Annotated in this window: 13 protein-coding genes and 1 other RNA gene; 7 read left to right on the top strand and 7 right to left on the bottom strand. The window is 45.1% G+C overall.

Annotated elements, in window-relative coordinates:
* Window positions 1-62: 62 nt before the first annotated feature.
* Both ubiE and IQ270_RS13610 read right to left on the bottom strand, forming a co-directional pair.
* Window positions 63-764 (bottom strand): bifunctional demethylmenaquinone methyltransferase/2-methoxy-6-polyprenyl-1,4-benzoquinol methylase UbiE, encoded by a 702-nt coding sequence (ubiE, locus tag IQ270_RS13615; RefSeq protein WP_193973725.1) that lies wholly within the window; start codon window positions 762-764, stop codon window positions 63-65.
* A 196-nt stretch (window positions 765-960) separates the two neighbouring features.
* Window positions 961-1,905: a response regulator gene (locus IQ270_RS13610; protein ID WP_193973733.1), complete on the bottom strand. Its 945-nt coding sequence runs from the start codon at window positions 1,903-1,905 to the stop codon at window positions 961-963.
* Window positions 1,906-2,064: 159 nt separating this feature from the next.
* Between IQ270_RS13610 and IQ270_RS13605 the strand changes: the two genes are divergently transcribed.
* Window positions 2,065-3,159 carry a RuBisCO accumulation factor 1 gene (locus tag IQ270_RS13605; RefSeq protein ID WP_193973724.1) on the top strand — a complete coding sequence of 365 codons (1,095 nt, stop codon included), beginning with the start codon at window positions 2,065-2,067 and terminating at the stop codon, window positions 3,157-3,159.
* Window positions 3,160-4,112: 953 nt separating this feature from the next.
* On the opposite strand, the gene IQ270_RS13600 is transcribed toward IQ270_RS13605, so the two are convergent.
* Window positions 4,113-5,108, bottom strand: a complete 996-nt coding sequence (locus tag IQ270_RS13600) for a DUF4349 domain-containing protein (RefSeq protein ID WP_193973723.1) — start codon at window positions 5,106-5,108, stop codon at window positions 4,113-4,115.
* A 166-nt stretch (window positions 5,109-5,274) separates the two neighbouring features.
* Between IQ270_RS13600 and IQ270_RS13595 the strand changes: the two genes are divergently transcribed.
* The 3 genes from IQ270_RS13595 to IQ270_RS13585 all read left to right on the top strand — a co-directional run bounded on the left by IQ270_RS13595 (window position 5,275) and on the right by IQ270_RS13585 (window position 9,710).
* The gene (locus IQ270_RS13595) at window positions 5,275-7,731 is read left to right on the top strand and encodes an ATP-dependent helicase (protein ID WP_193973722.1); all 2,457 of its coding nucleotides are present in this window, start codon (window positions 5,275-5,277) and stop codon (window positions 7,729-7,731) included.
* 228 nt (window positions 7,732-7,959) lie between these two features.
* Complete coding sequence (locus IQ270_RS13590; protein ID WP_193973721.1) at window positions 7,960-8,706, top strand: dienelactone hydrolase family protein; 747 nt, start codon at window positions 7,960-7,962, stop codon at window positions 8,704-8,706.
* A 104-nt stretch (window positions 8,707-8,810) separates the two neighbouring features.
* The gene (locus IQ270_RS13585; protein WP_193973720.1) at window positions 8,811-9,710 is read left to right on the top strand and encodes a S1 RNA-binding domain-containing protein; all 900 of its coding nucleotides are present in this window, start codon (window positions 8,811-8,813) and stop codon (window positions 9,708-9,710) included.
* 386 nt (window positions 9,711-10,096) lie between these two features.
* Here IQ270_RS13585 and IQ270_RS13580 read toward each other — a convergent pair whose 3' ends face one another.
* Entirely contained in the window at window positions 10,097-12,337 is a 2,241-nt protein-coding gene (locus IQ270_RS13580) for a polysaccharide biosynthesis tyrosine autokinase (protein ID WP_193973719.1), read from the bottom strand.
* Window positions 12,338-12,356: 19 nt separating this feature from the next.
* Window positions 12,357-13,787 carry an SLBB domain-containing protein gene (locus IQ270_RS13575; protein WP_193973718.1) on the bottom strand — a complete coding sequence of 477 codons (1,431 nt, stop codon included), beginning with the start codon at window positions 13,785-13,787 and terminating at the stop codon, window positions 12,357-12,359.
* 34 nt (window positions 13,788-13,821) lie between these two features.
* Here IQ270_RS13575 and IQ270_RS13570 point away from each other — a divergent pair, with 34 nt between their 5' ends.
* Window positions 13,822-15,183 (top strand): O-antigen ligase, encoded by a 1,362-nt coding sequence (locus tag IQ270_RS13570; RefSeq protein ID WP_193973717.1) that lies wholly within the window; start codon window positions 13,822-13,824, stop codon window positions 15,181-15,183.
* 226 nt (window positions 15,184-15,409) lie between these two features.
* On the opposite strand, the gene IQ270_RS13565 is transcribed toward IQ270_RS13570, so the two are convergent.
* Window positions 15,410-17,584 carry a HAMP domain-containing sensor histidine kinase gene (locus tag IQ270_RS13565; protein WP_193973716.1) on the bottom strand — a complete coding sequence of 725 codons (2,175 nt, stop codon included), beginning with the start codon at window positions 17,582-17,584 and terminating at the stop codon, window positions 15,410-15,412.
* A 363-nt stretch (window positions 17,585-17,947) separates the two neighbouring features.
* The gene (gene purD / locus IQ270_RS13560) at window positions 17,948-19,231 is read right to left on the bottom strand and encodes a phosphoribosylamine--glycine ligase (RefSeq protein WP_193973715.1); all 1,284 of its coding nucleotides are present in this window, start codon (window positions 19,229-19,231) and stop codon (window positions 17,948-17,950) included.
* Window positions 19,232-19,545: 314 nt separating this feature from the next.
* On the opposite strand from purD, the gene IQ270_RS13555 reads away from it, so the two are divergent.
* On the top strand, window positions 19,546-20,865 hold the full coding sequence (locus IQ270_RS13555; protein WP_193973714.1) for a 5-(carboxyamino)imidazole ribonucleotide synthase: 1,320 nt from the start codon (window positions 19,546-19,548) through the stop codon (window positions 20,863-20,865).
* Window positions 20,866-20,915: 50 nt separating this feature from the next.
* A non-coding RNA gene (gene ssrS / locus IQ270_RS13550) (6S RNA) lies at window positions 20,916-21,102 on the top strand.
* The last annotated feature ends 415 nt before the right edge of the window (window positions 21,103-21,517 follow it).

Genomic DNA, 21,517 nt, shown 5'->3' with positions numbered 1-21,517 from the left:
CAGTAGTCAGCAGTTATTAGTTATTAGTCAACAGTCAAGAGTCAGCAGTCAACAGTCAACAGTCAACTGACTAATACCAATACTCCCATCATAGCTCCAGCAATGGGATAGTGGGTGGCTGTGGTAAATCCGGCTTGGCGGGCGATCGCGACTTGCTGCTGGCCGATCGGGAATTTTTCTAAACTAGGATTAATGTAGGCATATTCTTGAGTCATGCCAAATTGCTGAGCGATCGGCACTACGAGAGTGTTTAGATAAAACTGCTGAAAGCTGTGCATTAGCGAATTGCTGGGGCGGTGGAAGTCGAGAATAGCTGCTGTTGCACCGGGTTTGAGTACGCGGTGCAATTGTTGAAGACTGCGGGGGATGTCCGTCACGTTGCGGAGGCCGTAGCCCATTGTGGCGCAGTCGAAGTAATTGTCGGGAAAAGGCAAGTCTAGGGCATCAGCTTCTACCCAAGAAATGGGACTAGAAGGGGTGAGAAAAGGTCGATCGCGCCTTGCCGCCACAGCCAACTGTTCGGCAGAAAAATCTACTCCAAATACGCAACCTGTCGGCCCTGCTTTTTTGGCTAGCAGCAAAGCTAAATCCCCGCTACCGCAGCACAAGTCTAAACAAGTATTTCCCGGGCCCGCGCTGCTCCATTTCACCGCCATTTGCTTCCAAATCCGGTGTTGTCCCAAGCTCAACCAGTCGTTCATTTGGTTGTAAACTGGTGCAATTCGATTAAATATAGTTTTAATTTGTTGGGCGTTATTAGTCATTTGTTATTTGTTATTTGTTATTTGTTATTTGTTATTGGGAATGGGTAATGGGTAATGGGTAATGGGGAATTGGGGAATTGGGAATTTTAATTGGGGAATTGGTAGCAACTAACCAATGACCGATGACTAATAACCAATAACCAATAACCAATAACCAATGACCAATGACCAATGACCAATGACTAATGACCAATGACTAACCGCCTTGAAAACTCGTCAGTACCAAAGCAACTTCTTGAGCGGCGAGGTGAACTGTTGTGAGTTCGTCTGGACGCAGGGTACAAGGTTTCTTCCACTGGATGGACATCAGGGCGATCGATCGACCTTTGTGAATCACCGGCACGCTCAAGTGAGCTTGAATGCCAGATTTTTGATAGTGTGGCAGACTGGCTAGGGCTGTGTCGCTAGCAATATTTACAGCACCCTGCATAGTTTGAGAGGAGATTGCCTCTCGAACCAGAGGGTCATCTGCCAGCCAATTTTCCACAGTTTGCCCGCTGGTGTGAATGCCTTGGACTGGTATCAAAACACTTTCTTCCACCAGTTGCAAAATGCAAGCGTCCGCCAAAAAATTATCGCTAACAGCAGTAGCCATTGGCACTAAACTAAGTTCCAAACTCGGATAATCCACAGCCACCTGCATGATCGTTGCTAGCAGTTGTATTTGAGTTTGGGCGCGGTGCAATTCCTCAGTCCGCTGTTTGAGAACTTCATAAGTTTCGGCAGCTTTTTGCACCACCATTTTCAATTCGTTCGGGTCCCAAGGCTTGGTGATATACTTGTAAACCTGTCCCGAATTAATCGCATCCACCAAGTCTTCAATGTCCGTAAAACCCGTCAAGATAATTCTGACGGTATTCGGAAACTGTGGCACGGTCTTGCTGAGAAATTCAGTTCCCTTCATTTCTGGCATCCGCTGGTCGGAAATGATGACGGCTACCTCGCCCTCGATGCTGAGGACTTCCAAGGCGCGAATCCCGCTCTCGGCTTTGAGCACGTTAAAGTCTCGTCGGAAAGTGCGGTAGAGTAAATCCAGATTGTCTGGTTCGTCGTCTACTACCAGCATTTTTGGTTTTTTCGGTCGGTTTAGGCTCATGAGCTGGCGTTTAATGTGATCTAGCTCTGGAAAGGCATTATCCATAACAATACGATAAACTCCCCTTGATAAATTTAGGCGAGCAACTATTCTGTAACAATAGTCTCGTGACTCACTGATTGTCGATGCGATCGCGGTACGCCGCGACAGGCTGCTTGCTGGTATCCAATCACACATAACTTAGCGCTGGTTTTTGATTGAATTATGACTGATACACCTCAAGATTCCTCCCCTGATGCCTCTGCACCCTCCACTAATGCTGTGGATGTCGAAAAGTTAATTCGATCGCTCCGCCGCAAGGAAGGCACTTGGGTAGAGTGGGGACAAGCCTGCACAGCGCTGATGCAATCCGGCTGGAACTCTCAAAAGATTTTTGAAGCAACTGGTTTTGAACCAATTCAGCAAAATCAGGTCAGCGTCGCAGCCCAAGTTTACAGCAGCATGGTCAGCGCTGGCGCTTCCGAAGAAGTTCGATCGCACTTCCTGCGAAAAGGAAGTGACATTTTATACGAATTTCGGATCCTTTCTCAAACAGAGCGGGCGGGAGCGGCAGCTTTGATCCTAGCCCACAATTTGGACGTTGACGATGCTCGTCAAGTCGCTAAAGCGATCAAGGAGTTTTCGCACTTCGGGAGTCTCCCGCAAGGCTTTACAGACACTCCAGGGGATGCTGTAGCTTACCAGTGCTGGCAGTTGGCGAGACAGAAAAGCGATTTGCAAGAGCGATCGCGCCTAATTGCTCGCGGTTTAAAATTAGCTAGCAGCCAAACAGCTAGGGCACAAATCGAGCAGTTGCTCGTCGATTTTACCGTAGTTCCGAGGAAGGCAGCGCCGCGCTTGCCCATCTACCGCCTCGATTCTGAGGAACAACTGCCCCGGATTGTCCCGGTGGTGGGCAAATTCCCGCTGTCTGCGTCAGATTTGCTGGCAGTGCCTTTGCCGGAGGAAATCGAGCCGTTCCGAATGGTAAAATTTTCCGGAGCCGGAGCTTGGGTGGCAATTCCCGGATGGCAGGTAATTTTGAACGCCGAAGATCCGGTGGCGGTTTTGGAAATGAGCGATCGATTGCCCGTACCGCTGCAAGGCAAAGTTGAAGAAGTTTTGATTATTGCCGATCGCGCCCAAAGACAGTGGGATGCTGAGAGTTATTTCCTCGCCGATAACGGGGGAAATTTAGAATTGTACTGGTTTGAAACAGCCCCGGAACTTTCGATTTTGGGGCGAGTTGTGCTGGTGATGCGGCCGAAAAAGATTGTGGATGAAGATTATACCAAAGATGGATGGCAAATTGACGATTAGTCAGTTGTCAGTAGCAGTAGGGTGTGTCGCTTGCAGAGGATATTTGGAGCCAATCGACAATCTGAGCGCGACGCACCTTCTACCATTGGTGATGGGTCATTAGTCATTAGTAGCAGTAGGGTGTGTCGCTTGCAAACGATATTTGGAGCCAATCGATAATCTGAGCGCGACGCACCTTCTACCATTGGTGATGGGCGATCGATCGACGGTGGGGAATCAGATCGAGTGCGATCGCTAGAAAATTGGTTAGTAATGCGGACTTCAGTCCGCAGGCGCGAACAGTTGTTGTTAGATCCAGCCAGTAGTCAGTAGGGTGCGTCGCGATCGAAAATCCCTCAATAAATATCGACAATCTGAGCGCGACGCACCTTCTACGGGCGATTTTAAATTAGCAAGGATATCAAGTCCGCTCTATGGCAATATTTCGGCGTAGTGTGCGTCGCTACCAGATTGTCGATTTGTTCCAAATATGGTCGGCCAGCGACACACCCTACAAACTGCTTCCATTGGCGATTTTAAATTAGTCAGTAGGGTGCGTCGCGATCGAAAATCCCTCAATAAAGATCGACAATCTGAGCGCGACGCACCTTCTACGGGCGATTTTAAATTAGCAAGGATATCAAGTCCGCTCTATGGCAATATTTCGGCGTAGTGTGCGTCGCTACCAGATTGTCGATTTGTTCCAAATATGGTCGGCCAGCGACACACCCTACAAACTGCTTCCATTGGCGATTTTAAATTAGTCAGTAGGGTGCGTCGCGATCGAAAATCCCTCAATAAAGATCGACAATCTGAGCGCGACGCACCTTCTACGGGCGATTTTAAATTAGCAAGGATATCAAGTCCGCTCTATGGCAATATTTCGGCGTAGTGTGCGTCGCTACCAGATTGTCGATTTGTTCCAAATATGGTCGGCCAGCGACACACCCTACAAACTGCTTCCTTCTGCATGACTAATTTACAGCAGGCGGTTTCGGTGCTTGAATTTTCGCAGCCAAATGCTGTTTTTTCAATCGATTAAAGCCGTAAATTCCAGCCGCAATCAACAGCAAATAAGGACTGTAAGCCAAGAGCCAAATACCCAAAGCAAACAAACCTAAAGTGAATTCCCCCACAGAATGAGTCGCTTTTCCCCAAGTTTCCTGCACCTGCAAACCTAGAGAAGGTTCGGGATCTTGCTGAGCCGAGACTGCTGCTTCTAAAGTTAAACTAATTGTGGAATAAGCTACTTGATTCCTCAAACTCTTTAACTGAGCGTCAATGCGCTCGATCGACTCCCGAATATTGCTCAACTCTTGAGCAGCTTTGAGCACATCGCCGACAGAACCAGATCGCTCCATAATTTTTAACACAACTTCTTCCGATTTGCGGAGGTTCCGCAGCCTAGCCTCGCTGTCAACTAATTGAGCGGTAACATCCTCAGCCGCCAGCCCTCGGTTCTGTACGCTTCCGAGTTTTGACAAAGCATCCAAAGTAGTTTCTAACTTTTGTTGAGGGACGCGAATCTCCACAGTTGCAGTTTGGCGGATACTAGAATCCGGCGGCTTTTGGTTTTGGAAACCCAAGATATCGCCTTGCTGTTTTTTCACAATATCGGTAACAGATTTAGTGCTGGCGTCAATTGATTTGACAACTACACTGAGTTGGGCTTTTTTAATCAGTTGGGGAGGAGTTGCTGCTGTTTCTGGGGGTGCTGTTTTTGATACAGCAGCAGTTTTTGACTGTGCGGCTGCAGGTACCGATTGGGGTGCAGATGCGACAATTTGGTTTTCAAGGCTGGATGAATCTGCGCTACCTCCAACGCTGGAGGGCGAAACTGCACAACTCGGCAAAGCAATGGCTGAAGATAAAGTTAAGAATACCGCTACAGCAAAACGAGTTGTGCTGTTGTTGGGTTGGTGTGGGTGTAGCTGGTGCGGCGGGGAATAGGTTTTGAGGTGAGTTTTCATGGGGAGTTATTGGTGTAAAAACATTTGGGTATTGAATTTTATGCTGGTTTTAATTTAAGCTCGGATAGATGGTGTTAGTTTCGCCGATACCAAAATAGAAACGGTAGAGGTTGAAGATTTTTTGATTTTTAACTGCCAATAAACGCAAATCAGCGCGGATGTAGTAATGACTGATGAATTAGATTCTGATTTTAGCCGATCGACAATTCAGATCGACCGCCCCAACAGCACTTTCTCCAAGTTAGAGCAGGCAGCCCTTTTGGATTCAGCTTGCGCTAAAATTCGTGAGAGCTTGCGTAAGGGGCAGCACGAGATGGCGGATTGGTTGGGCGGCCCCCTTGCGGTTTCAGCGGTTCCAGGGGCCGGGAAGTCTACAGGAATGGCTGCTGCGTCGGCAATTGCGATCGCCCGCCACCAGCTTCACAACCGCCGCCAGTTAATTGTCGTCACATTTACGAGATCGGCTGCTGCTAATATTAAAACTAAAATTCGCCAAAGATTGGCAGAATTATCTTTATATCAAGGTGGTTTTGCCGTACACACTTTGCACGGTTTAGCATTAAATATTGCGCTGCGCCATCCCGATTTGTCAGGTTTAAACTTAGAAAATTCAACCTTAGTGACTCCCACTCAAAGTCATCGATTAATTCGGACTTGTGTAGAATTGTGGATTGCCGAAAATCCCCGCCGATATCAAATTTTGCTAGAAGGACAGCAATTTGACGGAGAGGAAACAGAGAGACTGCGGCGGCAATCAGTTTTGCGGACAGAGATGTTGCCGCAGTTAGCTAAAACCGTGATTCACGAGGCAAAATCTTCGGGTTTGTCTCCCGAACAGTTGTTAGAAATGGGCGATCTAGATTCGGGCGACGACTATCAAATTTTAGCCGTAGCTGGCGGTTTATATCAAAAATATCAAACTTTGTTGAGGAGCCGAGAATTCATCGATTACGACGAGATGATTTTAGCAGCTTTGCGGGTGTTAGACAATCCGAAGGCAAGGGCGATCGAACAAAAACAAGTCTTTGCCGTTTTTGAAGACGAAGCCCAGGATTCCACACCTTTGCAGACCGAGCTTTTGGAAATATTAGCTCAAGATCCCGACCGTCCCAACTCACCTCCCAATTTTATCAGAGTTGGCGATCCAAATCAAGCAATTAATTCTACATTCACTCCCGCCGATCCGATTTATTTTAACAAATTTTGCGATCGCTGCGAAGTAGAAAAAAAATTAGCAACTATGGACGGCGCAGGCCGCAGCAGCCAAGTAATTATCGATGCAGCTAACTTTATGCTGGACTGGGTAAACGACTCAGAATTCGCTAAAAACGAAAAGCCTTTTCGCGACCAAACGATTAAGCCAGTCAACAGCGACGACCCGCAAAAAAATGCCAATCCCGCCCCGCTCGGGTTCGGATTAGAATTGCACTTTCCCAGGGATATTTACCAAACAGTAGAGTTGATTGGTAAGCGGGTAATAGAGTTAATTGAAGAATTTTTACCTGCGGATTTTAGCCAAACAAGCAATGAGAAAAATATCGAAGCAGACTCGGAAACCAGCGATGGCGAAAATCGCATTAAATTGCCATTAGAAAATCTAAAATCAATGGCAGTTTTGGTGCGGGAAAACAAACAAGGGAAATTTATCAAAGAAGTCTTAGAAAATCCCAAAAAACACGGATTGAGCTTTGATTTCCACAAATACGGGATTAAAATTGAAGATGTGGGAGAGCGCGACAGACATTCTCAAGTACCTGGGGAAATCTTAACACTGCTGCAATTTCTCGATCGCCCGCACTCACCAGACAACCTGAAAGCAGCCTTAAAAACTTTGAGCGATCGGCAACTCATCCCCAAACAAGACTACAATGCCTTTACCACCAGCCCCGAACAATTCCTGTACCCCGGCCCGCTAGACCCGCAACAGTCAGATCCCGTGCGTAAATGTGGCTATTTTTGCCGCAGTTTGCTGCAAGCTCGCCTAGAATTACCGCCCTACCAAATCATCTCATTTTTAGCCTTAGCGCTGCAATACGACCAAACAGAATTAGCCACCGCCGACAAACTAGCAGAACGAGTAGCAATTCAAACAGCCGGCAACAACTCAATGCGAAATATTTTGGACGTGCTCGGCGAAATAGTTAGTTCCGAAAGATTTGAACCCGTAGATGCAGACGACAAAATAGAAGAACGCTACACCAGCAAAGGTCAACTAACAATTATTACCATGCACAAAGCAAAAGGATTAGATTGGGATTGCGTATTTTTGCCATTTTTGCACGAACAAACCATCCCCGGAAGTTTGCGAGTTTTGCCGCAAACTAGATTTCTAGGAGATTTCACCTTAGCCGAAGTAGCCCGAGCACAAATTCGAGCAAGCTTGCACGAAAAAGATCCTTTACCAAATCTCGCCGAAGCATGGGAACAAGCCGATTATTTGAAAAAAGCCGAAGAGTTTCGACTGCTATATGTGGCGATGACGCGAGCAAAAAGTTTGCTGTGGATGGCGGCGGCGAAGAAAGGGCCTTTTAGTTGGAACAAACCCGAGAATTTGCAAGAGCAAAAACCTTGTCCGGTAATGCCTGTTCTGAAACAGCAATTTCCGGGAAATGTGATGTTGTAAAATATAGGATTAGTAACTAATAGAGAATTTTCAAACGAACCGCAAATCCCACAAACTTAGAGAACAAAAGCTCGACAAAAATATCCTGAGTCGGGTTTGTTCAGTCCATAATTTGGTACAATGCCAACAATCTCTCTCAAAAATTTCTCTTTTATTCCTCTGCGTTCTCTGCGCTCTCTGCGGTTAAAAAACATCCACAAATGAAATATAATTGCACTAAAACTCCCTATGACTAACCCAGAAATTCACACAGCTAACGTCACAATCCCCAACGGAGATTTGCAAATCGCCGCTTACCTAGCCCAACCCGCCACAGCAGGGCAATTCCCCGCAGTTATCGTGATTCAAGAAATCTTTGGTGTCAACGCGCACATCCGCGAAGTTACTGAAAGAATAGCAAAGGAAGGATATGTGGCGATCGCCCCAGCCATTTACCAGCGCCAAGCCCCCGGCTTTGAAACCGGCTACACACCCGAAGATATCCAAACCGGCAGAGAATACAAAGAACAAACTACCGCATCCGACCTCCTCAGCGACATCCAAGCCACCATCAATTACCTCAAAACCTCACCCTCAGTCAAACAAACAGGCTTTGGCTGTATCGGCTTCTGTTTTGGCGGGCACGTCGCCTACCTCGCCGCCACCTTACCTCAAATCAAAGCTACAGCCTCGTTCTACGGCGCCGGTCTCGCCACCCAAACCCCCGGCGGCGGTGCCCCCACAATCGCCCGCACAGCGGACATTCAAGGCACTCTCTACGCCTTTTTTGGCACTCAAGACGCCAGCATTCCCCCAGAACAAGTTGACCAAATCGCCGCAGAATTGCAAAAACACCATATTTCTCACCGAATTTTCCGCTACAATGCCGAACATGGCTTCTTTTGCGACCACCGCGGCAGTTACGACGCTACCGCCGCCGCCGATTCGTGGGTACAGGTAAAAGAGCTATTTGAACACGAACTCGAACAGGCTTAAAGAGCCGGAAATCAGGATACGGTGAGAGTGGAAGATGGGGAGAGTGGGAAATTTTTTCGACAGACCACAGACAATTAACAACTGACAACTGACAACTAAACTACATGAATTCCAAATCTACAGGTTCTCAAAGCGCAAAAGCATCCTTTTCGATGGATGATTTTGCTAAAGCCCTCGAACAGCACAATTACGAGTTCCAGAAGGGACAAGTGGTTCGCGGCAAAGTGTTCGAGTACGACTCAAACGGCGCGTATGTTGATATCGGTGGCAAGTCTTCGGCTTTTTTGCCGATCGCAGAGGCTGCTTTGAGAACAGTAACGGATTTGTCGGAAGTGGTTCCCCTAGACGAGGAACAGGACTTTTTAATTATCCGCGAACAAGATGCAGACGGCCAAGTTACTCTGTCTCTGAAACAGTTACAAATTCAGCAAGCTTGGGAAGATTTAGTTGCTTTGCAGGAAACTGGTAAAGTTCTGCAGGTGCGGGTTTCTGGGGCGAATAAGGGCGGCGTGACGGTGGATGTTGAGGGAATGCGCGGTTTTATTCCCCGATCGCACTTAGCCCAACGCGATAACATAGAATCGCTAATTGGTCAATCTTTGACCGTGAATTTCTTGGAGGTCGATCGCGAACGAGAAAAACTCGTACTTTCCCAGCGGATGGCAACTCAATCAAATGCCTTCAGTCAGTTGCAAATCGGTCAGTTGGTAGAAGGAAAAGTCAGCAGCATCAAGCCTTTTGGCGTGTTTGTGGACTTGGAAGGAGTTAGCGGTTTGCTCCACATCAAGCAAGTCAGCCAAAAATATATTGATAACCTCGCCCAACTCTTTGCTCCCGGTCAACCCCTGAAAGCGCTAGTGGTTGACCTCGATGAAGGTAGGGGCCGGATTTCGCTTTCTACTCGGGTACTGGAAAATTACCCAGGGGAAATGGTGGATAAAATGGCTGATGTGATGGATACTGCAGAAGAGCGATCGGAACGCGCTCAAAAAACTCTTTCTTAACCCGCAATCTAATTACCGCCCCGACTTCTTAAACAAGTCGGGGTTCTAACAGCCAACTCGTTTTACCTTTAATTAGGTTAATTTACTTATCTTGCACTTTACATCAATTTTTTACTTCTTTCTTCGGTTATATAATATAGCGTTTATCAGAAAGATGAGGTATGCTGAGGTCTGCTGTAACCCTTACATTTTCAAGCTTTTTAGGTCAAAATTCGTACCTCACTAAAGTGAGAAAGGCTATATCGTTTCCGGTTGCATCGGAATCATTAAATCGAGTCAACAGCCAACAGGTAGGGGCGGTGCCAAAAGTGCCCGCCCTTCTTAACAGTCAACAGTCAATAGTCAACAGTCAACAGGAATGCAACCGGAATTGCTATAACTCCTTTTTATCCTCCTTTAACCCCATTAGCTACTACTCCCAACACTTTAAGAGCAGCTACATTTAGTTGATTTAACGCTTTGCTTACCGTCTCCCGATCGGTTTTTTCTATTTTTACTATCAGCACAGTACCATCAGTTTGAGAAGCTAATAAATGACCGTCAGCTAAACCAACTAAAGGAGGCGTATCGTAAATTACTAAATCAAATAAGGCTAGAAATTGTTCCATCAAATAGTGCATTTTTGGGGAAGAAAGTAATTTAATTGGATCGGGGGGAATACTACCAGCAGTGAGAACAAAAAGATTTTCATCGTCGGGAAATCGCTGAATGACTTCATTTAAGCTTAAATCCGAAGTCAAAGTATTACTTAAACCTTTAATATTTGATAAGCCCAGGTATGCGTGCAGTTGAGGATAACGCATATTAGCATCCACTAATAATACTCGTTTACCAACAGCAGAACAAGTTTTAGCTAAATAAACTGCTACAGTAGACTTTCCCTCACCTCTAATGGTCGAAGTTATAGTTAAAGAACTTATCGGATGTTCAGCACTCAATAAGTGAATATTTGCATATAAATATTGAAATGCCTCTATCAAAGGAAAATCTTTGTAATTAGACGCTATTATTCGTCTTGAACTTGGACTGTTAGAAGTTGAACTTACGCTAGTGAATTTAGCGGGAAGACTTTTCCCTGTACGTAATTTAATTTTCATTGCTTTGGCGATCGGAATTACTCCTAAAAGAGGACTTTTAGTTGCCGATTTAATTTCTTCGGGAGTATGGAAAACAGTATTTAAAACTTCTACTAGAAAACCTACAGCAATACCCAGTAAACTACTAATGACGATCGCGATCGCTAAATGGCGGCGGGTTGGTTTTTCTTTGACTGCATGCAGAGCACCATTCTCGTTTTTGACCAACTCAGGTTTAGCTATAATTTTCCAAGAACTATCAATTTGACCTGCATCTAGTTGTAAAGTTTTTTGTTTGCCTAAAAACAGTTTGAGATTATTTTTAGCTAATTCTAATTCTAATTGTATATCCTCATAGCGACGTTGAGCCTGGGGCATTTCATTTATTTGATCTTGCAGCGATTTTTGACCGTTAACTAGCACCCGCTCGCGAGCTTCCAACTGTTGTATTTGTGCTTTCATCTGAAACAGCACAGATGTCGCCTCTCTTTGCATTAAGTCGCGCAAACTTTGCTGCTTTTCCCGCAAAGATTGAATCGGAAGACTATTTTCATAAAATTGAGTAGAGCTTAAAGCTAATTGCGACTCTATTTCATTTACTTTTCCCATTAAACTTTCATAGGATTTAGGACTAATCTCAACAATCCAACGATTATCGCCCTGTGCAGATCGCTGTTTGTAGATTTCATATTGACTCATACTTTGTGCTAACTGCGCCTCCACTTCGATCCGAAGATTAGCCAAGTTATTTATCCGATCCGATAGCAAGCGACTACCTACATCTGGCTGATTAAAATTATACTTAAGTCTTAACGCTTGTAATTCTTTTTGCAACCGATCGACTTTTTGCTGGAGTTGTGGAATTTGTTTATCTATAAAATCAATACCTTTGGTGCTAATTTTCAAACGCTCTTCGCGCATATACTCCATGTAATATTTTAGAGTTTCTTCCAGCACATCTTTAATGCGAGTAGAGTCGCGGTCTCTGTAACTAACTTCTAATAACTTAGTTCCCACCTCTTTGGCATCTTGTACATAAGTAATTCGCTGGATATCCAAGTTGTTAAAAAGATTTTTATAATCAAACCCTGGATACTTATTTTGCAATTTTTTAAACAATGGTGATAAGACTTCCGGGCTTTTTAAAACCCGCGTTAAACTTTGATAATCCACCGAATAATTTTCTTGCGATGAGGATTTGACTCTACTCAGTTCTGTAATACCCAAATTATTATCTTGAGCTTGGACAAACAGCTTTGCTAGCTGATCGTCAGACGTAATTGGTTCTACTAAAACCGTAAATCTTCCTTCGTATTCAGAAATAGTTTTTTTGGCATTCCAGAGAATGAAACTACCGCTCAAACTAGCTATGGCTGTAGATACCGCGACCATCACCAGAACACGGCGCTTGAGTACAGCTAGTACCCAATTCATATCAAGCACTTGGTCGTCCTCTTCAGAGCTACTAGCTGCTAGGTAATTAGCAGAAGTGACCGACCAATCTTGACCATTCGTGTCATTCTTTAGAGGAGAAAAAAGTTTTTTGTTCATAAAAAATGTAATTAAATTTTTAATTTCCTAAAATTTTGAAAAACTCGATCAATCTAGTCGGAACTAAAATTGCGCCAATAACATTATTAGCTGGTCCCAGAACAGTATTAATGTTATCTACCCAGACAGCAGTCCTCGACCGTTTAACTATAATTATATCATTATCTTGAATCAGCGGGTTGGTTTGAGCGTCGATTCCCTGATTCAAATTAATTGGTACTTGGGAGCGGGATACAGTGCCGTTAGGGTTCAGCCTGATCAGTTCCACGAATCTCGAATTGGCGCGATTTTGCCTGAAACCGCCAGCACTCATAATTGCTTGATTTAAAGTAGTATTAGCAGGTAATTTTACCCCTCCCGGATTATTGACTTCTCCGATAATACTCACTTGCACAGTCGCCGAAGCAAAGCTAGAAGTAGCTATCACCGAAACTTCTCCTGGGTCGATCGCTGTCGCTGTCGGAACAAAGATGATATCCCCTTCTTGTAATATAGTATCTTGAGAAGCATCTTGTTCTTGCAAATATTGCCAAAGGTTGATTGTGCTGATTTGCTGTTTGCCATTTCTGGTATAACGTTGGAGTTGGATTTGGCGAATATCCGCGATTGATGTGATGCCACCAGCTAATTGCAGAGCACGAATGATGGTCGGTTGTCCGCTGCTTCTTTCACTGTTTTGGGTATCGCCGCCGATCGCTACATACCTACCGGGGCGCTTCACTTCTCCGAACACTGAGACAGTACGCGGTTGCTCGGCTGGTATGGAAAAGTTAGAGTCACTAACTTGACTTATTTCTGCTAAGTTAATTTTGTCGAGAGGGGGAACCAATATTTGATCTCCATCTCGCAACGTCATATCTTGAGTTGTTTGACCAGTTTGTAAATTATCCCACAAGTTATAAGTTATAGTTATTTGTTGGTTTGCCGATAGCCGCCGTCGGACAATTACTCGGCGGATATCAGCGCTAACTCGAATACCCCCAGCTTTTTCTAAAGCTTGAGCAATCGTGGGAAACTGAACTGATGGTCTAGTTCCACCTCCGGTAGCCAGAGGTAATAAGTATGAGCCGGGACGACTTATTTCACCAGATACCCAAATATTCAGCGGGCGGGCTGCTTGTAAGCTGACGGTAACTAAAGGTTTTTTGACGATCCGGCTATAAGCTGTAGTGATAACTTTGGCTGCTTGTTCTAAAGTTAATCCTTGAAGGGAAATACTGCCAACAATTGGCATTTGAATAGCTCCTCCAGCGGGAATTTGATACTCAGCACTAAGCTGAGGTACATCATAGATATCAATTCTAATATTGTCTCCACCACCTAGATAATAGTCAGTATTAGTGCTTATTATGGGGGAGCCGGACTGAGCGAGGTTGGTTTGAGGGCAGGAAAAAGCAAACACAAGCATTAGCATTGGCAAGTGTAAAGCTCGAAGGGTTAGCCATTTCATAGGTATTAACAAGTTTGACGGGGAAGGTAAAGCCATGAAAGATATTTTAAGGGTTCCGCTCTTTACGCTGATGCTTTTTTGTTTGGCGGCGATCGCCTTTGTGACTCTTTATATATTAGTCGCTCGCCATCACAAGTTTGCCTCCGCGTTAGAAAAGATTTGTGTCGGGCTACTTTTTTTTACTATCACTAGCAGCTCTGGAGTCTCGCCCGGTTTTTTTCGGAAACTCCATCCGGTCATTTTCTTGAATTTAAAAACAACAGCTCCAACTATTATCGGTCAAATAGCTATTTATTCTGGCATGGTTCTCCTGTTATTTCCCCGATTAAGCAAAACTACAAAAAAAACAGTTAATGTAGTTATCAAATGGATTTTAGGAGACCCTTTCTTTTGTTTGTTTTTGTTGTTGATGACTTTATCTCCGCTGTGGTCGCAAACCCCTGAATTTGCTTTTCGTGTAATTGGTTGTATGTGGGCAATAACATTGGTTTCAATGTATGTAGGTAAACAGTATAGTTGGTCGGAAATTTATGGATTGTTAAGATGGCTAACTTGTTTGGTAGCTTTGTGGGGAGTAGTTAAAACTAATCCATCGTCCGACGGTTGTTGGACGGGAATTTTAAGCCATAAAAATCCTTTTTCTTTTCAAATGGCGAATACGGCTTCTTTATGGATATTATATGCTTTCAAAGAACCCAAGTATCGATATTTATCATTATTCATAACTCTCATAGCTTTAGTAGGATTGCTAAAAGGTTGTAGCGGTGCTAGTAGGGTTTTAACCGTGATATTAATCAGTTTCTGGATGTATTTGTCGGTTTTAAAAAGATTACCTGTGAAATGGGCTTTTGTCTGCTTTCTCTTGTTTTTGGTGGGCAGTATATGTATTGCTATAGTGGTGTTGAATAATTTAGAAGCCATTGTTGTGGATGGTTTGAAAAAAGATATGACTTTAACGGGTCGCACAAACTTTTGGCCTTTAATTATCGATCGAGTTAATCAAAATAGTCCCGTATTTGGTTATGGACCAGGAGGATTTTGGCAATCTTGGCGGGGCTTAGAAGACCCAGCTTACGGAATTACAGACGTTAAATCGGGTTTTGTACCAACGCACTCCCACAATGGTTTTATTGATATACTTTGCGAACTGGGTTGGAGCGGATTGTTGATGTTCATTTTATCGTTTTTTAATAATATATTTAGAGGGATAAAGTATCTGATTAAAGAAAGTTTTCCAGAGTCAGCTTTGTCTTTGTATTTATTAACATTTATGCTAATGACTAATTTGACAGAGGGGGGATTATTTGGGATTGGTACTTATTGGTGCTGGTATGTAGTTTTATCCGTAAAATTGAGCTTAAATACGACAGCTAAGGATCGCCAACAGCAACACTGATAGTGTCAGCATTTTGTCAGCCTGATTACTGATTAATCGAAAGACTTGAGCGATCGCACTTTTTAGCTGGAACTCCCATCAGCCAGATTTCTAAGAAATGTGGCTGCAACAACAGTGCCGTTTGTTTCCTGAACCGTGTTTGTAAGGTGCGGCTCTATTAGGCTGTCAATCTTGGTTTGGGGTTAAAGAATGGAGCGGCACCAGTCGAGCTACTATTGCATGAGTCTTAATAATTACTATTAATATGAGTCGCAATTGTTTCAGTCTCTACCTTTGCTTCCACCTGCCAAGAATCTGCCATGTCTAAAATTTGTTTCGGCTGATAAACTGCCAAGTCAAACCAGAAAGTCGTACCAACATTAACTTCGCTAACTAAATTAATTTTAGTGTGGTGCTTGTCAATAATGTTTCGGACAATCGAAAGACCTAATCCCGTTCCTTCTAGCGTGTGAACTCGGTTTTCTACCCGGAAAAAGCGCTCAAAAATTGCTTGTTGGTCTTCGGTATCTATACCAATGCCAGTATCAGAAATTTCGATCCGCACCACCGGAAAATGTTGGGAATCCGGTGACAAGTTGTGGTTTGCGGATGCGCCGTCTTTGTGGGTTGCCGCCTCCGGCTGTAGCAAATAAGCTCGAATTGCCACCTTGCCGCCAGCCTCGGTAAATTTTAAGGCATTTCCTACTAAATTTGCAAATACTTGCAGCAGCAAATCGTAATGACCTAAAGCGGGTGGCAAATAGGGGTCAACTTGTTGCTCTAATTCGATGCCTTTATCCTTGGCATTTAACTGATAAGTCCGCAGGGTTTGTTCCACGGCTTGCGGCAGGTCAACCGCGTCTAATTCATAGATTCGGCAGGATTCTAGGCGCGACAAGTCTAACACGTCGTTGACTAAGCGGGTGAGACGATCGGTTTCTCGATTGGCAATTTCTAGGAATTCCCGGCGCTCGCTTTCTTGGAGGTCTTCTCCGTACTCGTAGAGAGTTTCAATAAAAGATTTGATATTAAATAAAGGGGTTCTCAATTCGTGAGAAACGTTGCTGATAAAATTGCTTTTAGCTTCATTTAGTTCTACTTCGCGAGTGATGTCCTGCACTGTCATGGCGATACCTTTGAGGCTTTCTCGGTACTGTCCCGAACCTTGATGCTTAGAGGTTTCCTCGTAGAATGTACATTCTACTGCGATCGGTCGCTGCGACTCGGTACAGGTATTTTCCTCGTCGCGGATGCAGCTTTTGCACAGCGGTTCGGAACCTGGGGCTTTGTGGAGAATCACGGTAGTTAAAACAATCCGCATGGTACGGTTGACTGGTTCCTTCAGAGAAATCCGAAATTCGCCGCCTTCGCGATCGCCTGCTGCTATTTCGTGCAGAGGTCTTGCCAACTCGCGCTGCACTTCTGCAGGTAAAATATTGACGACGTTAATTCCGATCGCATTTTTACCTTCCCATCCAAAAATTCGCCGCCCTGTCGGATTGACTAAAATCACCTGCAAATTCGCATCCAGCAATAGTGCCCCGTCAGCAATAGTGGAAACCAAAGTTTCTAACTTCGCTTTTTCTGCTGTGAGTTCTTCAATATTTTGTTCTTCATAACTTTCTAGTTTTTCTGCCATCTCGTTAAAACTGCCAATCAACTCGCCCAATTCTCCTCCCAAAGGCAGGTCAACTCGCTGCTTGAAGTTGCCGCTGGCGATGTTTTTGACCCCAAAAACTAATTGTTTGATCGGCTGAGTAATTGTCAGGGCATTAAATACAGCGCCCAAAATCACCATCACCCAAATGGTGACAAATACTGCTAAAGTGACATCCCTTGTCAGATTTGAAGAGATAACTGCTGCGGGATTTGGGTTAATGCCGATCGCCAAAACGCCCAAATATTTATCTTCGTGAATTAGCGGCACAAATACGTCGGTAACTTCTCCGTCGGGCGTCAAGTGCTGCCGCACCAAAGGCACAGAAGTCAAATTTCTCGCCTCAATGTCGGCGAAAAAAGTATCGGGGAGTTTAATTTGGCGGCGCAATGTCAGGGAAGTTTCCACCTCCGATTCCGAGAAAGGTATCCCCAGGAAAATATCTCCTACTTCGTCGGCGTAGAGCATATAGCGGACGCTGGAGGTGCTGCTGTAAAATTGGCGGGAAAAGCGGGCGACTTCGGAGCGATCGTTTTTGGCAATCAGCGGCGCCACATTTGCCGATAACAGCAAGCCGAGGTCGCGGCCGTAGCGGGTATCGTTAAGTCGAGCATCTTGCTGGATAGTATTCACGGCCCAGAATGTCAGGCCGCTCATAATTAACGAAACTACGAGAGTAGCACCGGCCATCAGGCGAGTCTGGAGGGTAAAATCCGACCACCAGCGGGCAATAATTTCTCCGATTTTGTTTAGTATGGCCAGCATTTTACCAGTTCACCAGTTTAATATTAAAAGCAAGATTAAGTCATTAGTCATTAGTCATTAGTCATTAGTCATTAGTCATGGGTCATTAGTTATTAGTTATTGGTCATGGGTCATGGGTCATGGGTCATGGGCCATTGGTCATGGGCGATCGGGGCTGAAGGTAAAAGGGAAGAAGATATACACAGCAATCTTTTTAGCGATCGATATTTTACGTTTAATTAGGTAAATTTGCTTGACGAGAGTTTTTGCTCGCTCGAATTTTCTGCAGAGACCCGTCCGCTACCGCCACCGCAGAGATACCAAACTTCATTGTTACACTTCTACTTGGAGAATGCTTGGCTTCCGATGGCGATCGCGCCATTCCTAATTTTGAGCGCCCAGTGCTCGACGACCGATGTCGCGGCGACAGTATACCCCTTCAAATTGGATGCAATCAACTCCTGAATAAGCTTTGTTCATAGCTTGTTCCAAAGTTTCCCCCGCCGCAGTCACACCCAAAACGCGGCCGCCCTCGGTAACTAACTGCTGCAGCTTCAACTGAGTGCCAGCATGAAACACTTCTGCACCTTTGGCTTCAGCTTCCTCGATACCTGTAATAACCTTGCCTTTTTTGTAACTTCCAGGATAGCCCCCTGAAGCCAAAACTACGCACACAGAAGCCCCTGACTTCCAGCGAATGTTGGAATATTCACCGAGACGCTGCTGACAGCAAGCCAGCAGCAAATCTTCCAGAGGAGTTTCCAGCAGGGACAAAACCGCTTGAGTTTCCGGATCTCCGAAGCGGCAGTTAAATTCTAAGACTTTGGGTTCTCCTTCGGCTGTAATCATTAAACCTGCGTAGAGAACGCCCCGGTAGTCGATGTTGCGTTTTTGCAGCGTCGCGAGGGTGGGTTCGAGAATTTCTGCTTGAATCCTTTCCATGAGTTCCGGGGTGACAATTGGGGCTGGGGCGTAGGCTCCCATACCCCCGGTGTTGGCTCCCTTGTCGCCTTCGCCAATTGCTTTGTGGTCTTGGGCCGGCAGCAGCGGTTCTACTGCGATCCCGTCGGTGAGGGCGAGAATCGAGACTTCTTGACCTGTTATAAATTCTTCGACAACGACTCGGATGTTATCTGTGCCGAATTCGCCGCGAAAAATGGTGTTGATGGCGCTGTGAGCCATTTTGACGGTAGTGGCAACGGTGACTCCTTTGCCTGATGCGAGTCCGTCTGCTTTGATGACTATGGGAATTCCTTGCTCCACAACGTAGGCTTTGGCTGCTTCTGCGTTTGTAAATACGGCAGCTTTGGGTGTGGGGATGCCTGCTTCTAGCATCAATTGTTTGGCCCAGGATTTGCTGGATTCTATTTGGGCACCGGCTTTGGTGGGGCCAAAAATCATCAGTTTTTTCTGTTGGAAGTAGTCAACGATGCCTAGCGATAAGGGCAATTCGGGCCCGACGATCACTAATCCGATGTTGTTGACCATGACAAAGCGTTCGATGCCTTGGAAGTCGTCGATGTTGAGCGACAGATTTTGACAGCCTTTGGTGGTAGCTGTGCCGCCGTTGCCTGGTACGCAGAAGACTTGTTTAATCCGCGTTGATTCTAGCAGTTTTTTTGCGATCGCGTGTTCGCGACCTCCGTTCCCCACAACCAAAACTTTCACAGTATCCTCACCTATAACTTTGGTTCCCTGAATATCGGATTTTCAGTATTTTTACTTATCTCTCTGCTTTTTGCAGTGCTGTTAATTATGCCATGCTTGGCGCTGCGGAATTGCTAGATGTGGCACTTTTCTGCGGGCTGCGGCTCAACTGCTGGTTTGGGGCGACTGGGTTCGTGCAATATTTAAAGAGTTTAGTCTCCGATTTCATGGGGTAATTTAAACTATTTTGTGGCTTTTAAATGTTCAGTTAATGTAATTCACTTGGGGACAAATCGCGATAAAATATTCACGTTGATACAATTAGTTTTACTAACATGAAATCAAATCTAACGGCTGTGAGTTCGTGGGTAAAAGTTAAGCGGGTGGGCGCGATCGGCGGCGGCCAGCTAGCTGCGATGATGGGGGATGCTGCTGGGGCGCTTGGTGTCGAATTGGTAGTGCAAACTCCCGATGCTAATGACCCGGCTGTTTCTGTGGCTGCTGGTGCTGTTTTGGCTGCTGTTGATGATGTTTTGGCTACTGCTCATTTGGCGGATGGCTGCGATGTTATTACTTTTGAAAATGAGTTTGTGGATTTGGATGGTTTGCAGATTTTAGAACAGCAAGGTGTGTTATTTTTGCCTAGTTTGTCGTCACTATATCCTTTGTTGGACAAGTACGTGCAGCGCTGTTATTTAAAAGATTTAGGTTTGCCAACTCCGAGGTTTTGGGCGATCGATGATCTGGCTTCTTTGCACCTAGATTTGCGGCGAGAATCCCAGGGGAAGCAGATGGACTCGCGGGCTGTGGGAGAGGAGCCCAGATGCCCAGATGCCCAGATTGAGAATCCGGAAATTTCTGTTTCCGACAGCGCGCCGGTTGAACCAGACTCGGATATTGAGGCGATCGACTTTCCCTTTGTGGTCAAAGTCCGCCGCCACGGTTATGACGGCCAAGGTACTTTTATTGTCAAGGATTGGGAGAGTTTTGAGTCGATTAGTGCTAAGCTAACAGGTCAGTCTTTGTTGGTGGAAGAGTTTGTGCCGTTCGATCGCGAGTTGGCTGTGATCGCCGCTCGATCGGCAACTGGCTCCATTGCAATTTACCCCATCGTCGAAACCCAACAGCAAAATCAAGTTTGCCGGCTGGTAATCGCACCTGCAGATATTAGTTTAGATGTCAAAAATGAGGCCTCGGCGATCGCCCGTACCCTCCTCAACAGCTTGGAAGCTGTCGGCGTCTTCGGCATAGAATTATTTTTAACCGCCGACAATAAATTGTTAGTCAATGAAATTGCTCCCCGCACCCACAACTCGGGACATTTTACCATCGACGCTTGCGAAACTTCACAATTTGAACAGCATTTGCGCGCCGTTTGTCAACTTCCTTTAGGTAATTGCGAGCTGAAATGTGCAGGTGCTGTGATGGTAAATTTGCTCGGCTACGAGTCGGCCGAGTCAGATTATTTAGAAAAACGAAAACAACTGGCACAAATCAGCGGTGCTTTTGTACATTGGTATGGTAAGAAATTATCGCGTCCCGGCAGGAAACTCGGTCACGTTACTGTTGTGTTCGACAGGGACTCGGGGGTTCAGGGGAGACAGTCCGCCAGTGCGATCGCTCAAACCGTTGAATCTATCTGGTATGCAGCTTAAATTGCTCAAAGCTTGCCAAAATCTAGTTAGTTGTTGTATATTAAACAAAGGTTCTACTGCGACGTTGGTGACTGCCAATAATGTTTTTTTGATCTATAACTCTTAACTCTAGGGAATCAAGATGTTTGGACAGCAGTAAACTGGGCTTGTACCCAGAAACTTTAAGTCCGAGCCAACGGTACCCACCTGGTATGATACCAGGTCAAAAGCTGAGGTAAGACGGCGTTGCGGGGAGCCATTATCATATTGATTGAGATAGGCGCTGTGAAATACGGCCAGCCTATTTTTTTTGTTTAATTGGGAATTATGAATTGGTAATATCAAATCCGGTACTATCCCAATTGCAAAATCCAGTCAACAGTCAACCGCGGAAGCTGCAACCAAAATCGATCTAAATCCGAGGCGTTAATCTGTGTTAATCTGCCTGTATCTGCACTAAAAAAAAGATAAGTTATAACCGCAGATGACAACGGATTGACGCAGATTCACGCAGATACCCAGAAGAGATATATGAATAATTCGGATGTTAACAAATCGGCAGTTATTAGTTATTAGTTATTAGTTATTAGTTATTAGTTATTAGTTATTAGTTATTAGTTATTAGTTATTAGTTATTAGTTATTAGTTATTCGTTATTAGTTATAGGTAGCAG

It is taken from the genome of Microcoleus sp. LEGE 07076, assembly GCF_015207455.1.
Classification (GTDB): domain Bacteria; phylum Cyanobacteriota; class Cyanobacteriia; order Cyanobacteriales; family Microcoleaceae; genus Microcoleus.
This window is presented reverse-complemented; position numbering and strand designations above follow the sequence as displayed.